We start from the raw sequence: 16,956 nt of genomic DNA, 5'->3' as shown, positions 1-16,956 counted from the left end.
TGAATCCCATTCGTCAAATCAACTTTCGTAGGATGCGGGGACGTGAGATGAACCTCGTCATTCCGGCACGGATTGCTCGCCCCTTCCCAGGGGGCTCGTCCTTCAGACCAGCCTGCGGCTGTCCAAAACCGTTCCCGACGGTTTTGTGCCGGAATCCAGACGCCAGGGATGGCATCGGTCCGGATCACAATCCCTGTGCTCTGGATGCCGGCATTCCAATCGCAAACGGTCATCCAGGGAGCGCCCGGATGACCCTTCCAATCGCAAACGGTCATCCGGGGAGCGCCCGGATGACCCTTCCCTGCCGGCATGACGGCTTTACTTACTGCATTGATAAACACCTAAACCCTCCCGTAGACCTGAAACAGGCACACCATCAGCAATCCGAACAGGAGCAGCGCGGTCAGTTGCCAGAACAGAACCGGATTGCGCTGGTACAGGGGAAGGGGACGGGCGGAGACACGCTTGCCGCCGCCTTTCGATAATCCGGATTCCAGCTCGAAGGCCAGCTCGATGGCGTCGGCATAGCGTTCGCCGGGGTCGATCGCGACCGCGCGCGCCAAGGCGGCGTCCAGCCAGACCGGCAAATCCGGACGGCGGCTGGTCAGGGGTTTGGGTTTTCCGAATCGGGGCGTGCTGAATGGCTCGATCTCGCCGTAGGGATAGGCACCTCCGGAGAACACGCGATAGAGCGTTACCCCCAGCGCGAAGATGTCGCTGGCGACGCTGCCCCGCTCGCCGTGAAACAGTTCCGGCGCCATGTAGCTGGCGGTGCCCGGCATCGGATCGGCCTGGTCCTCGTCCCAGGCCGGCAACCGGGCGATTCCGAGATCCAGCAGTTTCAGGCCGCCGTCGTCCGGAAGCAGGATGTTGTCGGGCTTGATGTCGCGGTGCACGATCTGCTGGCGGTGCAGTGCGTGCACCGCCTTGCACAGTTTGAGAGCGAGGTCGATGCCCGGCTCCAGGCCGATGCGTGCGTTTCGCCGCAGGTGCCGTTCGAGCGTGGCGCCGCGATAATACGGCATGACCGAGTAGAGACGGCTTTGCCGCTCCGGCGGCTGTTCCAGAATTTCGGCCACCCACGGACTCTTCACCCGCCCGCCGATCCATGCTTCCCGGACAAAGGCATCGTGATATTGCCGCTCGCTGGCTACCCGCGGATGAGGGAACTTGATGACCACCGGGTTGCCGTTGCGCCGGTCGACCGCGCGGAACAGCGCGCTGTAGCGCCCGGAAGACAGCAGTTCTTCCAGTTGAAAATCATCCACCGTATCGCCGGGACGGGGTAGTTCCAGGATCGGCAAGGACTCGATGATTTCCCGCAGCGATTGCCGGTCGGCCCGGGGCAGGGCGATGACATCCACCACCAGCGCGGTGACGTTGTCGGTGCTGCCGCGCTCCAGCGCCGATTCGACCAGAGCGTCCGCACTGCTTTGGGGCGCGGCCCTTTCCAGCAGGATGCGCGCGATCTCGGCTTGTTTAAGTCCGCCGTGTAGGCCGTCGCTGCACAGCAGGAAACGGTCGTGGATTTCGAGCGTGTGCACGGCGTAGTCGGTCCGGAGCAGGGGCTCCAGGCCCACGGCCCGGTACAGGATATGGTCCAGTTCGGGGCCGTTCAAAGTGTGATCCTTCGTCAGCAGCTCCAGCCGCTCGCCGCGCAGGCGGTAGATGCGCGAGTCGCCGACGTGTATTAGATGTGCGCGGCGGCCGCGAAGAATCAAGGCACTGAAGGTGGTAGCCATGTGGGCGAGATTCGGGTCACGCTTGCCCATCGCGTGTATCCAGCGATTGGCGGCATCCAGGCTTCGATCCAGCAACTGCTCCACCGCCAAGGTTTCGGCCAGGCTGTAATAGGCTTCCATGAAGCTGTGCATGCACAACTCCGCGGCTACCCGCCCTCCCTTGGCCCCGCCCATGCCGTCCGCCACCGCCGCGACGACGCCGCGACAGGCCAGTTCCTGCTGCGACGGTTGTGCGATACCGGCGTAGTCCTGGTTGTCTTCGCGCCGCCCTTGGCGGGAAGCGAAGGCGGCGCTCAAGGCGAGTTGTCCGTTCGCAGTCACTGACACACCCCGGTGTGTTCCCTTATCCCCATTCCGCCATGCTCAGACCCGCGCACCGGATACCGCGCCCCAGGTCGTGCGCCAGCGTTTCTTGACCATGATCAGGCCGACGAGCCCCAGGAGCGGCAGCCCCGCGAACACGCTGAAACCCAGCGCGAAGCCGTGTTGCACATTCCAGGACCAGCCCAGGGTCTTGGCCAGGAAGAATCCGCCCACACCTCCGGCGCAGCCGACGAGTCCGGTAATCACGCCGATTTCCCTGCGGAAACGCAGCGGCACCAACTGGAATACCGATCCGTTGCCCATCCCCAGGGCCAGCGTGCCGACGAAAAAAATGCCGACGGCAGACCATGCGAGCGCCGGCAGTTCGAACAGACCCCAGCCGGCCACTTTCGCGTCGCTCGCCGATTGCGGCGCCGGCCCCTCCGGCAAGAACGAAATCGCGAGATAGCTCAGGGAAACGATTACGAACAGAACTTGCAGGGCACGGATGCCGCCTACCCGATCGGCCAAAAGCCCTCCCACCGGCCGGAACATCGAGCCGGCGAATACCACAAGGGCAACCATCATGCCCGCGGCTATTCCGGAGACGTGATACCAGTTGGTGAAATAAAGAGGCAGGGCATTGCCGAGCCCCACGAAGCCCCCAAAGGTAATGGAATAAAAGAACATGAACCACCAGGTGTCGGGGTCCTTCATGACCGCGGCGTAGTTGGCCAGGGTGACCGGCGTGCGTTTGTCGGGGGCATCCTTGACGAGAACGGCGTAGATGACGAGCACCAGCACCAGAGGAATGAGCAGGAAACCGAACACCGCCTGCCAGCCGAAACGTTCCGCCAGCCAAGGGACGATCATGGAATCCAGGACTACCCCCATATTGCCGGCTCCCGCGATACCCATCACCACGCCCTGGTATTGGGGCGGATACCAGCGGCTGGCCTGGGGCAAGGCCACGGCGAAGCTGGCTCCGGCTATACCTAAGAGCAATCCCAGCAACTCCACTTCCAGCTTGGAATGCAGGCCGAACACGAATACATAGGTGAGCCCGAGGATCACCAGCAATTGGGCCAGAACGCCGGTCAGCTTGGGTCCCAGATGGTCGGCCATCGAACCCAGAACGATGCGGAATATTGCGCCGGACAGGATGGGAATCGCGACAATGGTGAACTTCTCCGCCACCGGTAGCCCCAGATCCTTGGTGATGTACAGGGACAAGGGCCCGAGCATCACCCAGACCATGAAGGAGACGTCGAAATAAAGAAAGGCGGACAACAGGGTTGGCCAGTGGCCGGCACGCTTGAATTCTTTGAAGTCCATCGACAAATCTTCTCGAAAAATCCTAGAGCCGCTCTCCGGTGAATCCGGAGCAAAAAAAAAGCGCCCGGCGAACATCGATGCACGATGATCGCAAGACGCCTTTGCCATGTTCCTGAACGCCACCGTTGGCGCAGGTACATTCTATTGATTGATGTAAGCAGCTCGCGTGCCAAACAGCGCGGAAGCACGTCGGCTAGGCATTTCGGCGGTCGGTTGGGCAGTGCAGAAGGCCTTCCCGCAGCTATTTGCACCATTGTTGCGCCTACGGTGCACCGAGTTGAAGCGCAGGTACGGATCGCGGGCGCTTAACGGTGGTAAGACGGCACCCGTATTCCGGTGAGTCTATATAAAGTAATGGATAGAGCAGGTGGAGCCGGTTGGATGCCGAACCGGGACTGGCCGGGCATAAACCGCATCGTTCGCGAGTGATGCGGTTTTTTCGTCAGTTTGAGACGTGGATTAGCTGGGTTTTCGCTATCGCTGCAACCCAGCCTACGGTCCCGTCGGGCGCAACGCTGAAATTGCTGGAAGGCCCGGAACAGCGCGACTTGAAGGTTTCGGTGGTGTTTCCGCGTCCGGCACCACCGAGGTACGGCCGGGGTGAACCGGCCGTTCAATCGACGCCGCGGGACACGGCAAGGGTCTGCCAGCGGTGCCTCGCGAATACGACGACGGCGAGCGTCACTCCCAGTGTTTCGAAGGATTCCTCCGCCAGAAGTACGATCTGCCCCGGCGTGGAGTTAAACCATGCTTCTCCCAGGCGTGCTGCGCCGTTCGCCTCGACGATCTCGAAGCCCAGCGCGCCTGTCGCGAATACGAGCCCGGCCAATACCAGTTGCCACAGGGCGCGGGGGCCGACCGCTCGACGTGCCGCGACAAGAAACCAGGCGCTCATGACCAGCAGCAACGGCAGGAAAACCAGTGGCCAGAAATACGTCCTGACCGGGCCGACGCTCAGGGTGTTCTCGCCGTCGCCGATCAGTGTGCTGCCTTTCAGCAAGACGCCGACCGCCTCGTGGAACGAAAGCAACTCATCGAACCCGAGGTAGGTACATACCAGCGCGGACGCGAACCAGAAAATCGCGCGGTCGAGGCGGTAGCACTGGAACGAAAGCCACGCGGCAAACCAGAGCTGTAAGCTTGCAAAAATGGCCGGAATTCGGAACTCGCCGCCCATCCAGAACGCGGCACGCAGCCATCTGAGCTGGTCCGCTCCCTTGTCTCGGGTAAGCCAAAACCCGAGACCGAGCAGGAGCTGAACCAGGACCAGGGCGGTACCCAATGCACGCGCTCGCTGAGTTGGGGTTGCGCCCTCGTACCAGGCCGGAAGGTTCGGCGAGAAGAGGTTCAAGGCAAGTGCAGTTCCGGCAAGCAACCAGGCCAGCGCTTCGAATGTCCAGAAATAGAAGCGCTGAGGCCATGCCGCCAGCAGCATAATCGTCCCGGCCTCCCGCTGGGGCAACAGGCTCGGCAGTTGCAGCAGGTGAAGAACCACGCCGGCGGTTATCGACAACAGGAACATGAGCTGCAACCTGTGGTGCGGATATTCGATACGAGTACTCATCTTGCGGATGGCGGGCACGATTTCCGGACAACGAATGGGTGTTTCTTATATCCCGGGGAGGAACGAGTTGCAACCTTCCCCGGAGACGGGCAGGTTTGCCTTATTTAACTTGCGGAATGGCAAGATCACTGGAGATGGAAAAACGCGTAGGGCTCGGGACGCAGCCCGCTCGCTTCGGCCTGGTGGTCGGCTCGTCATCCTCGATATCAAGGACCCGTCTCGCTGACGGATCAAGCCGTCTGGAGCATCCTCTATGAACGCCATCAGCAGAAACCGCGGGAAACGATGGAAAAGCACTTTAAGCGCGGGTTGTTAGCCGAATGGAGAAAAGCAATACGGCGTAACCTACTCACTTTGAATACCTAATAAACAGACGGAGCGCTACGGAGAATGGATAGCTTTACGATAAGGAAAAGTATTTTTATCGAAGCAAGGCCGGAGACGATATTCGATGCGCTCACGCGGTATGATGAAATCGTCAAATACTTTCCCCTCAAAAAGGTAACGTCCGATTGCAAAGCGGGTGGCGAGATATTGTTTGACGGCGAGATTAAAGGAAAAGAAATACACCGAGCATCGCCCGTGACGCTTTGTTGCAGGGCGAAGTCGCGGACATAGGAGGTCGGCATGGCAGCCGCAAATGTCAACGGTGTGCGGCTTTTCTATGAACTCCAAGGCAGCGGGGAGGCTCCCCTCGCATTGGTTCACGGCTCATGGGATTCTCATCACGACTGGGACCTGCTCGTTCCCCGTTTGGTCGACTCTTTTCGAGTTCTCACCTACGATCGCCGTGGCCACAGCGAGAGTACGTGTCCACCGGGACAAGGCAGTGTGCGCGAGGACGTGGCCGACCTTGCTGCGTTGATACAGGACCTGGGACTCGCGCCGGCATGGGTAGCGGGAAACTCGTTCGGCGCATCGATTGCGCTCCGGCTGGCCGGTGAGCGGCACGACCTCCTTCGCGGCCTCATCATTCACGAGCGGCCCCTCTTCGCGCTGCTCGCCGACGACTCCGCCGTTGCGCCGATGCTGGAGCAGGTTCGGCAACGAGTTGGGGGCGTGGTCGAACGGATCGCCTCGGGCGATCATGCCGGCGCCGCCGAACAGTTCGTCGAGACTGTTGTGCTCGGCCCGGGGTCCTGGGCTCAACTGCCGCCGGAGTACAAGAAGATCATGATGGATAATGCTCCGACCTTCCTCGACGAGGCGAAAGATCCCGAACAGCTGGTTTTCGAGCTGGAGTGGATCAAGGAGTTTACGCGTCCGGCTCTCCTCACGCTGGGCGACCAGAGCCCACCCATCTTCGGACCAGTAGTCGGCAAGCTTGCAGAGGCGATGCCTCGCGCGGAGGTCCTGAAATTTCCGGGAGCAGGGCACATCCCGCACGCCACCCACCCGGACGTGTACGCTAAGGCTATTATCGAGTTCGTCCGTATGCACTCGTGATCGTCCAACGGCGGAAGTTACCGTTGCACTGCGTCTAAGCAACGTGTTCTTCGCAGACCGGGAGCCGATTTTCCTTCCATGACAGGAATTTTTGAAAATCAAGGGGAAGCGCGAACAGCGGCGTTCATAGCTTCCTCGGACAAAGGCGTCCTTGGCCGGTTTCGTACGGAACCGGCATGGGCGCTTTTTTTTTCGGCTTCGGAAGAGAAATGTCGGCACTACCCGAATACAAATTCGACCGTGAGGATTCGGCTGCACCCACCGCACCGTGGTGCTCGGCGGCTTGCTGCTGGGTATCGAGGCGGCCCGCGCCATGCACCGTTCCAACATCGGGGCGTTCCTGGCCGAGCATCGCGACTGCGTGATGCCACGCCAGCTCCATATCGCCGCCCAGACTGTGTCTGATTGGGGCTCAACCTCCGCCAACGATTTGGAGCGGGGCGAGCCGGCGCCGGAGTTCGAATTCGACCGGGCGGTGAGCTAGTAGCGGCTCTCACTCGAGCCCGCTCTTTCGCCCGATCCGCCGGTTGCCGACTCGTCTCATAGAGCCCGGCAAAGCAATCCTTTACCGATTTACCAGGATTTGTAAGGCAAAAATTTACCGTTCATGGTGATGACGACGCGATCGCCGGCTGGGTTTTCTTCTTTGCCGACCGTCATGCTGAAATCTATCGCGCTCATGATACCGTCTCCGAATTTTTCATGAATGATTTCTTTCAAGGTTTCTCCGTAAACGCCGACGATTTCATAAAGCCGATAAATAAGCGGGTCTTGGGGTATTTCGAAGGGCCATTGTTTGTGAGGAAACATTTCCAAGGCGGCTCGAACTTCAATAGGCAGCTCCAAAATGGCGCAGAGCTTTTCGGCAATGTCGTGTTTCATGCTGTTCATGCCAAGACAAGCCGAGGCCAGCCAAACCTCATTGACGCCAATCTGTTCGGCAATGGCTGTCCAAGTGAGTTGTTTTTTTACTTTTGCAGTAATAATGCGGTCCGTCATTTGTTCTTTGGTCAGCAGAGAATCGGCTTTGCAAGATGACGGTGTCTGTGTCGATTTTGTTTTCATTTTAGATACCCCTATTTGTTAACTTAAACAATAAGGCAACAACAGTAATTGCCAGAATGAAGGAAACGCTTTTCCAGAAAACTACTGGATTACGTTCGATGAGCGGTGGACGGGTCTTATTCAGAAACGCTTGGTTCGGGTGGCGTAGATCATAGATAAACTCGGATAATTCCCCATAACGCTGATACGGGTTCGGATGTACTGCCTTCCTGAGCACATCATCGATCCAGGCAGGGATTTCCCGATCGTCATCGAGTACAGAGTGATAGGCTAATTTCTTTTGTGCGGCTCTGGTTCTGGCCTTGGAGACTTCGGCGCCATAAGGCAGTTTACCCGACAGCATTTGATAAGCTATAACGCCCAGCGAAAACATATCGGAATATGTTGTCCCGCTTTCGCCAAGAAAATATTCCGGCGCGGTATATTGGGCAGTACCTAGCAGATGACTTCGCTCGATTGCCGTTGTGATCTCCATCAGGCCGGCAACTTTCGTCGAACCGAAATCGATGATCTTCACCGTGCCGGTACGGTCGATCATGATATTGTCCGGTCTCAGGTCCTGATGCAGCATTTCCAGCCTGTGAAAAGCGCGTAATCCTTTGGCAATTTGTTCAACGATGCCGCGCACGGTTTCCAGGTCCGGTCTCGGATTGTCGATCATCCACTGCGTTAATGTCTGACCGTCAATGAATTCGGTGACGATATAGAGATAGTTGCGTTTCCGCGTCTGTGCGCAAGGCTTCAGTACATACGCACTATTGATGCGCCGAGCGATCCATTCTTCCATCAAGAATCTTTCCAAATAAGCCGGGTCGCCCCGAAGATCGATCGATGGCGTTTTGATGATGACCGGTGTGCCGGTTTCGTTATCAACCGCCAGATAAACATGGCTGCGACTGCTGGCATGCACCTCCCGGACGATCTTGTAGCCATCAAAAACCATTCTGGCTTCCAAAATCGGGGGGAACGGCAGTTCGGTTAACTGTTGATAGAGTTCATCCGGATTCTGCTTAGGCAAGTTTTCGATTTTAACGACCTGAGCCGTGAGATTATCCGGACTGCCTTGTTGGTATGCCGCGTCCACGATCGCTTTCGCAGCGGTATCGAGATCGTCTTCATGCTCTCTGATGGCATTGATGATGAACCGAGGACTGGCATATTCATAAACGCCGTCTGTCGCGAATAAGAAAATATCGCCTTCTTCCACTGGCAATACTCGATAATCAATTTCGAGCTGAGGATTAACGCCTAAAGCCCGACCAAGATAGCTTTTATCCTGCGATACCCAAAATCGATGATCGTTGGTCAATTGCTCCAAGGCATCATCATGCAATCTATAGATGCGCGTATCGCCCACGTGAAAAATATGTGCGGTGGTTGACTTGATCACCATGCCGCTAAAGGTGCACACATAACCTCTGTCTTTATCGTAACGATACTGGCTTTGCTGTGTCTGTGAATGTAACCAGGAGTTGGTCGCGATCAAAACCCGCTGTGCTGACTTCCTGACAGACCAAGCGTCCGAAGTGCAGAAATAATCCTCGAGAAAACTCCTAACAGCGGCTTCGCTGGCAATCTGGCTCACATCGCTGCTGCTGATCCCGTCGGCCAGCGCAATCGCAATTCCTTTCGAGCTCAACTGGGGCTCTTTCGGTATGCAAACACCGTGAAAATCCTGATTGGTTTCCTTACGGCCTTTGTCGGAGTATTGTCCTACGGAGATTCTTAATTGACTGGACATTTTTGTTTTTATAGATCCGACCTGGTAAAGCTTTTAAGCCGCCCGCCTTGAGCTTGTCGAAAGACTACAAAGCTTCGGCAAGCCCAGCACAAACGGCCTAATACTTCATGGGGACCGGATCAAGAACGAGATTGAGGGAGCTTCAACCGTGTAGACAGCTGAAGCTCTTTCATCTTATTGCATATTATTTGGAGCCGATCCCAGTAGGCTGGTCGCACGTCAGGCGATGATGCTGCAGGCCAAGTAGAGCATGGCAAGATCGTTATCGCCCGTTGTTCCCAATGGATCAAATTACGGCTGAACAGATTATTAATCAGGCCCGTAAATACCCTCCTGGTATTTCGGGCCGCCGCCCAGGCCCGGTACACGCCCGGCCTGGGCTCACGCGGCTTGTCGCCGCGCCGGGGCATCCCTGCCCCGGATTAACCCGGCCAATATTTATAGGCCGGGTTAATAAGCCGGCTATGGGCGCGCCTCCCGACCCACCGTTCCGCTCCCACAACTCATCCGGAATTCCCGCCAGCCATCATCCCTTATTACCAGCCTAACTGATTCCTCTTCACCAACTTTTTGGCATGAGAGGTCACTCGTCAGGCTGCTCTTCCCACCGAGACACGTTCCTTACTGACCCGTTTTGGCGCCGTTCTTACATGTGTGGAATACAAAGTCAGTCCGGTGAACGCGAGCCCGCCAACCAGATTTCCCACAACGGTCGGAATCTCATTCCAGATAAGGTAATCCATGATCGAAAACTTTCCGCCCATGATCAGACCTGACGGAAACAAAAACATATTGACGATCGAATGCTCGAAGGTCATTGCAAAGAAGAGCATGATCGGCATCCACATGGCGATCACCTTACCGCTCACCGACGTGGAAATCATCGCGCCGACAACGCCGGTAGAGACCATCCAGTTGCAAAGCATGCCTCTGATAAAGAGCGTCAGCATGCCTGCCGCTCCATACTTTGCATAACCTAGCGTACGCGCTTCCCCGATACCGGCAATTTTTTGACCTACTTCATTGGGTTCTGTCGAGAAACCGAAGGTGAAAACGATCGACATCATCACCGCCACGGTAAACGCCCCCATGAAATTGCCGATAAAGACCAACGCCCAGTTCCGTAAGATACCGCCAATTGTCACCCCCGGGCGTTTATCGAGCCATGCAAGCGGCGTCAAAACAAATACCCCGGTCAGTAGATCGAAGCCCAACAAATACAGCATGGAAAAACCGACGGGGAACAACATGGCGCCAATGAGCGGAGAGCCCGTCTGTACGGTCATCGCAACCGCAAACACCGCAGCCAATGCCAGGATGGCGCCGGCCATATACGCTCTGATCACCGTATCCCTGGTTGACATGAATACTTTCGATTCACCTGCATCCACCATCTTGGTGACAAATTCTGACGGGACTAAATAAGACATAATTTTCTCCTTTAGCTCGATTATTGGTATCGGTCATGCAATGAAGAACCAGTGAGGCAAAAAAAAAGCGCCATAACCCTAAAGGGGTTAAAGCGCCGTTGCTTAATAAACCTCAGCTCGATATAAGCGTATTTTGTGCCAAGTTTCGTTAATCTTGATAAGTTATTGATAACTAATGGCAATTACGTAGTTTTGTGCGGCTTTGAATGGAATAAAAGATATTGCTTGAACTAACATGGTGCACAGCGGAACAGGGGTGCATACGGGGTCTGCTCTCAGGAATTTTGCCTGACCATCCTCGACAGCCTTGTTTTTTCGAGGCTCACTGCTTGAACGCGGGTGCATATAGGGTCTGTTCCACATGCCAACATGCCCTGGAGCCGAATGGGAGCTTGCGGCTGCTGGCCTCGGTTATATAAGGAGGTGGCCTACGCGGCAGCCGGCGGGGTAGGGAAGGGAAAGGGAAGCGGCTCGCTGATCCGCCGCTTTCCTTTTGCGCGGGTCCTCAACCTCCGGCTTTTCCGTTCCCATCCATCTGGGAACGAGCCAAAAGGCCATTCGGCAACGATATCGCGTTGCGCTCCGTGCGGACTACTCACCGCCCTCGCAGCGTCCGGCGTGGCGGTCCCTCACCGTGGCCCATTTCATCAACTGTGATCGCACTCCGCCAGGAAGGTGAGCAACTGCTCGCGCAATTCGTAGTAGTTCGGGTGTTCGAGCAGCATGGTGCGGGTACGGGGGCGGGGCAGGTCGATCTCGAGGATCTTGCCGACTTTCGCGTTCGGCCCGTTGGTCATCATCACCACGCGGTCGGCGAGCAGAATGGCCTCGTCCACGTCGTGAGTCACCATGATGGCGGTCAGTTTGGTCCGGGTCCACACCTCCATCAGTACTTCCTGCAAGTCCCATCGGGTGAGGGAATCGAGCATCCCGAACGGCTCGTCCAGCAGCAGCAGCTTGGGGGATAGCGCGAATGCCCGGGCGATGCCCACCCGCTGTTTCATGCCGTTGGACAGCTCGCTGGCTTTCTTGTCCCTGGCGTCGGTCAGGCCGACCCGGCTGAGATAGTGCTCGACGATGGCTATGCGCTCTTTCTTACTGGCGTGGGGATAGACCTGTTCCACCCCCAGACAGACGTTCTCGTACGCCGTGAGCCAGGGCACCAGGCTGGGCGCCTGGAATACGATGCCGCGGTCCGGGCCGGCGGTGACCACTTCCCGGCCGTCGAGGACGATGCCGCCCTCGCTGATGTCGTTGAGACCCGCCACCATGGACAGCACCGTCGATTTGCCGCAGCCGGAGTGGCCGATGATGGAAATGAATTCGCCCTTGCGGATTTTGAGATCGAAGCCGTCGACGACCTTGATGGGACCCTTGCGGCTCGGATAGATCTTGGAGACGCGGGAGAATTCCACGTAGCGCTCCAAACCGGCTTTTGCCGGAACCGGCTTGATGTCGGGAGCCTGGTGTTCGCGTGCGGTGTTGGGAAGGACCGTCGGCAAGCTGATGATGTTGTCGGAAGTCGCAACTTCCCGCTCATGGCTGATTTGCATGAGATATTGAGTTACCTCGCGCCGGATGCGCTTGAACTCCGGGGAATGGTTGATGGCCTGGCGGTCGCGCGGACGGGGCAGGGCGACCCTGAATTCCGGTCCCAGGGTTGCGTTCGGGCCGGGCTTCAGCGGAATGATGCGGTCCGCCATGATGATGCCCTCGTCCACGTCGTTGGTGATGAGCACGACGGTCTTCTTTTCCTGGCGCCAGATGCGGATGATTTCGTCCTGGAGCTTGGAACGAGTCAACGCATCCAGAGCGCTCAGGGGTTCGTCGAGCAGCAGGATGTCGGGCGAAGCCGCCAGCGCGCGCGCCACCGAAACCCGCTGTCTCATGCCGCCGGAAAGTTCGGCGGGACGCTTGTCCATGGCGGGGGTGAGATTCACCATGGCAATGTATTTCTCGACCCGCGCTGCTCTCTCCGCCTTGGGCGCATCCTTGAACACCTGGTCGACCGCCAGCGCCACGTTCTGGCGCACGGTCATCCAGGGCATCAGCGAATAGTTCTGGAACACGACGCCCCGGTCGGGTCCCGGACCTTCGATCGGCCTGCCGTTGCACAGCAGTTCGCCGGCGTCGGCCTCGATGAGACCCGCCATGAGGGAGATGAGGGTGGTCTTGCCACTGCCGGAGAAACCGACGATGGCGACGAACTCTCCCTCCTCGATACGGAGGTTGATGTCGTTCAGCACCTCGGTCCGGCGGGCGCCGGTGCCGTAGCCCTTGCCGACGCCTTTGAGTTCCAGCGCTACGTTCCGCGGCGCCTGCTCCTCGGGCGGCTGGTTGTCGAAATCGTCGGTGTAGATGCGTTGTAGGCTTAACATATTGGACTCCTTAGCTTGAACGCTCGCCGAAGCTGACCAGTTGCTGCAAGGTCTGCATGATGCGGTCCAGCAGAAAGCCGACGAAGCCGATGGTGAATACGGCCACCATGATGCGCCCTAGCGACTGCGAACTGCCGTTCTGGAATTCGTCCCACACGAATTTTCCGAGGCCGGGGTTCTGGGCCAGCATCTCCGCCGCGATCAGCACCATCCAGCCCACACCCAGGGACAGGCGGAGCCCCGTGAAGATGAGCTTGAGCGAGGACGGAATGACGATCTTCATCACCTTGGTGCGGGTGGAAAGCCGCAGCACCTTGGACACGTTGATGAGGTCCTTGTCGATGGAGGCAACCCCGACGGCCGTATTGATCAGGGTCGGCCAGAGCGAGCACAGGGTCACGGTGATAGCCGAGATGATGAAGGATTTCTCGAACATGGGCGTGCCGCTCGTCACGTATACCGCACTCACCACCAGGGTGACGATGGGCAGCCAGGCCAGAGGCGACACCGGCCGAAAGATCTGGATCAGCGGATTGATCGCGTTCTGGAAGGATTTGCTCAGGCCGCACAGGATTCCCAGCGGCACGGCGACCAAGGTCGCCATGGTGAATCCGGCGAACACCGTGTAAAGACTGGTAAAGATCTGGTCCAGGTAGGTCGGCTTGCCGGTGTACGGCAGCGGGGTGAATTCCTTGCCCGGATTTTCCGCCAAGAACCGCTCCTTGCGCTTTTCCTGACGTTCGTAGAACGCGGCCTCGCGTTCCCGTTCCGCGATGTGTTCCTGGTACAGGTTCTGGGTTTGTTCCCACACCGCCGCGGGACCCGGCAGTTCCCCGAGCGAGGTTTTGACTCCGGCGGCTCCCACGTGCCAGAGCACCAGAAAGAGGGCGATGCCGAATAGGGGCGGCCAGTTGCTGTGGAAGATGGCCGCCAGTTTCGAATCCCCGTTGGCGTTGGCCTGTGTCAGAGTGCCCAATCGTTGCAATAATGTTTGTGCCGTCATGTTGATCCTCCCTGTCGGAGAGCCCGCGCAGCGCAAGGGCCTTCGACGTGACTGAATGAAGATGGTTTCGCTGGTTACCCAAAGCGTTTTCCGGTTTGGCGTAGCTCCCGAAGTAGGTCGGCAATCCATTCCCAATCGCAAACGGTCGCTTTAGTCGCGACCCTTCCGACACACGCCGTCGGCAAGGGATTGCCGACCTACGCATTTCCGACGCTCGGCAAACCGCGGTGAAAAGGCCCTGGAAACGGCAGCGGGCTTTTCTCGTGCATCGAAGCGGTCAACTGCCGTTTCCAGGGTTACGGCTTTTCGTTGCCCTTGAGGCCGATCTTGAACTGCTTCAGGTAATCGTTGGGTTTACGCCCGTCGTAGACGATGCCGTCGATGAAACCTTTTTGCGGGCCCTTGAATCCGGTCTCCTTGTCGAAATCGGGAAAGTCCTGAGCGCTAAGCTTGCCTTCGGCAATCAACTCTTTGGCCGCGGCGGCGTAAATGTCCGGACGATAGACTTTCTTCGCCGTCTCCATGTACCAGGAATCGGGCTTGGCCTCGGGAATCTGGCCCCAGCGGCGCATCTGGGTGAGGTACCAGATGGCATCGGAGTAGTAGGGGTAGGTGGCGTGATAACGGAAGAACACGTTGAAATCGGGTGCCTCGCGCTTGTCGCCCTTTTCGTATTCGAAGGTGCCGGTCATGCTGTTGGCGATCACCGCTTCGTCCGCACCCACGTAGTTCGGTTTCGAGATGATTTTCACAGCCTCGGCGCGGTTCTTGTTGTTCTCTGCATCCAGCCAGTACCCGGCGCGGATCAGCGCCTTCACCACGCGGATATGGGTGTTGGGATTGGCGTCCGCCCAGGCTTTGGTGACGCCGAACACCTTCTCCGGATTGTTCACCTGGACCTCGTAGTCGGTGGCCACCGGCACGCCGATCCCCTTGAACACGGCCTGCTGGTTCCAGGGCTCGCCCACGCAATAGCCGTCGATGGTGCCCGCTTCCATGGTGGCCGGCATCTGCGGCGGCGGCGTCACCGATATCAGCACATCGGCCTTGAGCGTGCCGCTGATGTCGCCCTTGGTGGGCGCGTAATAGCCCGGATTCATGCCGCCTGCCGCCAGCCAGTAACGCAATTCATAATTGTGGGTGGATACCGGGAACACCACGCCCATGTTGAAGGGCTTGCCCTTTTTCTTGTAACCGTCGACGACCGTCTTGAGGTATTTGGGGTCGATGGGATGCACCGGCTTGCCGTCCTTCATCGGCAGCTTCTTCTTCAATTCCTCCCAAACGGCGTTGGAAACGGTGATGCCGTTGCCGTTGAGGTCCATGCTGAAGGCGGTGATGACGTCGGCCTGGGTGCCGAAGCCGATCGTTGCTCCTATGGGTTGCCCGGCCAGCATGTGGGCGCCGTCCAATTCGCCCGAGATCACCCGATCGAGCAGCACTTTCCAGTTGGCCTGGGCTTCGAGCGTGACGGACAGCCCCTCGTCCTCGAAATAGCCGTTCTCGTAGGCGATCGCCAGCGGCACCATATCGGTCAGCTTGATGAAGCCGAACTTGAGCGAAACTTTTTCCGGTGGCCCCACCTCCGCTTGCGCCTCGTGGGGACCCGCCGCCATCATCGCGCAAAGCGCAACCGCCATGGCCATGCCGGCCGCCTGCTGCATAAACCCGCGTCTACCGACGCCGGCCCTTTGGCCCCCCTCTCCTCGTACAGCCTTTTTGTCTCCCATTTTTGTGCTCCAGTGTTTATCGTCGGGCAAAAAAAAGCGCCTGGCTGCCATCATCGATGGCAGCGAGACGCCGTTGTCGATTTTTCGCGCGCCGCCTTTGGCGCGCAGCTTGTTCAATGAATCATGGAAGCAGAAGGTATGCCAGGCGCCGGAAAGTCACGGAGCTATGGATATTCGAGCCTTTGCGATCAGCTTATTGGCAGAACTCGTCGACCTTCCGTGCACCAATGCAGGGATGCCGCACGAATATGAAACACGCAATGCATCCGGAAGGGCTGCGCGCGTAGGCGAGGACCGGAAATTCGTAGGTCGGCAACGGATTGCCGACCTACTTCGGGCTCTACGCCAAACCGGAAAACGCTCTAGCCGTTCCGAAGCAGATCCGCTGCCTTCTCGGCGATCATGATCGTCGGCGCATTGGTGTTGCCGCTCACGATGGTCGGCATGATCGAAGCATCGACCGCCCGCAGTCCCTCGATTGCGTGCACCTTCAAGCGGGAATCGACGACCGCCATGGCGTCGTGGCCCATCTTGCAGGTGCCGGCCGGGTGCCAGGTGGTGGAGGCCGTACGCCTCACGAAGGATTCGAGATCCGCGTCGCTTCGGAGATGTGCTCCCGGTGCCACCTCCTTGCCCCGAATGTCATCGAAGGCTTTCGCGTAGAGAATCTCGAGGTTCCAGCATATGCCGGCGACGGCGCAGCGCACATCGTCGGAATGGCTCAGGTAGTTGGGGTCGATGACCGGCCGGTCGAGCGGATCGCCGAGGCCAGCGTGACCTCTCCGCGGCTCAGGGGCCGATTGATGTAGGCGGTGAACGTGATGCCGTGCCGGTTGGTGGCTCCCGCTTCGGGATAATCGGGCGGCAGGGTCATCAGGAAGAACAGCTGTAGTCCGGGAATCGTCTCTTCCGGACGGCTTTTGACGAAGGCCCTCGCCTCGAGGAAATTCGAAACCAGCGCGCCGCTTCGGTTCGCTTCGTATTCCCGCAGCGCTGCGGCCTTTTGCTCCTCTGGAAGTGGGGCGAAGGTAAGCGGTTGCCTGATCTCGCAGCGCACCCTCGTGTGGAGATGGTCCTGGAGATTCTTGCCGACACCCGGAAGATCATGGCGAATGCCGATGCCAACCGCTGAAGTTCCCGCGCCGGCAGCGCATGCCCCAATGCGCCTAGAGCACAGGCGGATGGGGTAGGGATGGCGACCCTGAGCCGCAGGTCCTCG

The 16,956-nt window shown here is 58.4% G+C and carries 13 protein-coding genes; 2 read left to right on the top strand and 11 right to left on the bottom strand.

Annotated elements, in window-relative coordinates; all coding sequences use genetic code 11:
• Positions 1–341 precede the first annotated feature (341 nt).
• The 3 genes from B2A78_RS08450 to B2A78_RS08440 all read right to left on the bottom strand — a co-directional run bounded on the left by B2A78_RS08450 (position 342) and on the right by B2A78_RS08440 (position 4,944).
• Complete coding sequence (locus B2A78_RS08450) at positions 342–2,063, bottom strand: bifunctional protein-serine/threonine kinase/phosphatase (protein ID WP_077729544.1); 1,722 nt, start codon at positions 2,061–2,063, stop codon at positions 342–344.
• 42 nt (positions 2,064–2,105) lie between these two features.
• A complete protein-coding gene (locus B2A78_RS08445) occupies positions 2,106–3,380 on the bottom strand; it encodes an MFS transporter (protein WP_077729640.1) in 1,275 nt (424 codons plus the stop codon).
• 613 nt (positions 3,381–3,993) lie between these two features.
• Complete coding sequence (locus B2A78_RS08440) at positions 3,994–4,944, bottom strand: hypothetical protein (protein ID WP_143735110.1); 951 nt, start codon at positions 4,942–4,944, stop codon at positions 3,994–3,996.
• A 627-nt stretch (positions 4,945–5,571) separates the two neighbouring features.
• Here B2A78_RS08440 and B2A78_RS08425 point away from each other — a divergent pair.
• Positions 5,572–6,390, top strand: coding sequence for an alpha/beta hydrolase (locus tag B2A78_RS08425; RefSeq protein WP_077729540.1), 819 nt, complete (start codon positions 5,572–5,574; stop codon positions 6,388–6,390).
• A gap of 313 nt (positions 6,391–6,703) precedes the next feature.
• Complete coding sequence (locus B2A78_RS26005; RefSeq protein WP_156881205.1) at positions 6,704–6,874, top strand: hypothetical protein; 171 nt, start codon at positions 6,704–6,706, stop codon at positions 6,872–6,874.
• Between the two features lie 89 nt (positions 6,875–6,963).
• Here the strand turns inward: B2A78_RS26005 and cynS are convergent, their stop codons facing one another.
• From cynS to B2A78_RS26555, 8 genes are all read right to left on the bottom strand, one after another.
• Complete coding sequence (gene cynS, locus B2A78_RS08415; RefSeq protein WP_205780710.1) at positions 6,964–7,455, bottom strand: cyanase; 492 nt, start codon at positions 7,453–7,455, stop codon at positions 6,964–6,966.
• Position 7,456: 1 nt separating this feature from the next.
• Positions 7,457–9,196, bottom strand: coding sequence for a bifunctional protein-serine/threonine kinase/phosphatase (locus B2A78_RS08410; protein ID WP_077729538.1), 1,740 nt, complete (start codon positions 9,194–9,196; stop codon positions 7,457–7,459).
• Positions 9,197–9,786: 590 nt separating this feature from the next.
• A complete protein-coding gene (locus B2A78_RS08405) occupies positions 9,787–10,626 on the bottom strand; it encodes a formate/nitrite transporter family protein (RefSeq protein ID WP_077729537.1) in 840 nt (279 codons plus the stop codon).
• Positions 10,627–11,273: 647 nt separating this feature from the next.
• On the bottom strand, positions 11,274–13,004 hold the full coding sequence (locus tag B2A78_RS08400) for an ABC transporter ATP-binding protein (protein WP_077729536.1): 1,731 nt from the start codon (positions 13,002–13,004) through the stop codon (positions 11,274–11,276).
• 10 nt (positions 13,005–13,014) lie between these two features.
• Positions 13,015–14,007 carry an ABC transporter permease gene (locus tag B2A78_RS08395; RefSeq protein WP_077729535.1) on the bottom strand — a complete coding sequence of 331 codons (993 nt, stop codon included), beginning with the start codon at positions 14,005–14,007 and terminating at the stop codon, positions 13,015–13,017.
• Between the two features lie 296 nt (positions 14,008–14,303).
• On the bottom strand, positions 14,304–15,626 hold the full coding sequence (locus B2A78_RS08390) for a CmpA/NrtA family ABC transporter substrate-binding protein (protein WP_240502456.1): 1,323 nt from the start codon (positions 15,624–15,626) through the stop codon (positions 14,304–14,306).
• Between the two features lie 473 nt (positions 15,627–16,099).
• On the bottom strand, positions 16,100–16,444 hold the full coding sequence (locus B2A78_RS26560) for a GMC oxidoreductase (protein WP_240502450.1): 345 nt from the start codon (positions 16,442–16,444) through the stop codon (positions 16,100–16,102).
• A 14-nt stretch (positions 16,445–16,458) separates the two neighbouring features.
• Complete coding sequence (locus B2A78_RS26555) at positions 16,459–16,794, bottom strand: hypothetical protein (RefSeq protein ID WP_240502449.1); 336 nt, start codon at positions 16,792–16,794, stop codon at positions 16,459–16,461.
• Between the last annotated feature and the right edge of the window lie 162 nt (positions 16,795–16,956).

The organism is Methylocaldum sp. 14B (assembly GCF_002005105.1).
GTDB lineage: Bacteria > Pseudomonadota > Gammaproteobacteria > Methylococcales > Methylococcaceae > Methylocaldum.
Note: the sequence above shows the minus strand (reverse complement) of the source record. Positions and strands in the feature narration are given on the sequence as shown.

What these genes read in the sequence shown, in the direction of transcription:
- B2A78_RS08445 (WP_077729640.1), bottom strand. Translation starts at nt 3,380, where the DNA reads ATGGACTTCAAAGAATTCAAGCGTGCCGGCCACTGGCCAACCCTGTTG.
- B2A78_RS08440 (WP_143735110.1), bottom strand. Translation starts at nt 4,944, where the DNA reads ATGAGTACTCGTATCGAATATCCGCACCACAGGTTGCAGCTCATGTTC.
- B2A78_RS08425 (WP_077729540.1), top strand. Translation starts at nt 5,572, where the DNA reads ATGGCAGCCGCAAATGTCAACGGTGTGCGGCTTTTCTATGAACTCCAA.
- B2A78_RS26005 (WP_156881205.1), top strand. Translation starts at nt 6,704, where the DNA reads ATGCACCGTTCCAACATCGGGGCGTTCCTGGCCGAGCATCGCGACTGC.
- cynS (WP_205780710.1), bottom strand. Translation starts at nt 7,455, where the DNA reads ATGAAAACAAAATCGACACAGACACCGTCATCTTGCAAAGCCGATTCT.
- B2A78_RS08410 (WP_077729538.1), bottom strand. Translation starts at nt 9,196, where the DNA reads ATGTCCAGTCAATTAAGAATCTCCGTAGGACAATACTCCGACAAAGGC.
- B2A78_RS08405 (WP_077729537.1), bottom strand. Translation starts at nt 10,626, where the DNA reads ATGTCTTATTTAGTCCCGTCAGAATTTGTCACCAAGATGGTGGATGCA.
- B2A78_RS08400 (WP_077729536.1), bottom strand. Translation starts at nt 13,004, where the DNA reads ATGTTAAGCCTACAACGCATCTACACCGACGATTTCGACAACCAGCCG.
- B2A78_RS08395 (WP_077729535.1), bottom strand. Translation starts at nt 14,007, where the DNA reads ATGACGGCACAAACATTATTGCAACGATTGGGCACTCTGACACAGGCC.
- B2A78_RS08390 (WP_240502456.1), bottom strand. Translation starts at nt 15,626, where the DNA reads ATGATGGCGGCGGGTCCCCACGAGGCGCAAGCGGAGGTGGGGCCACCG.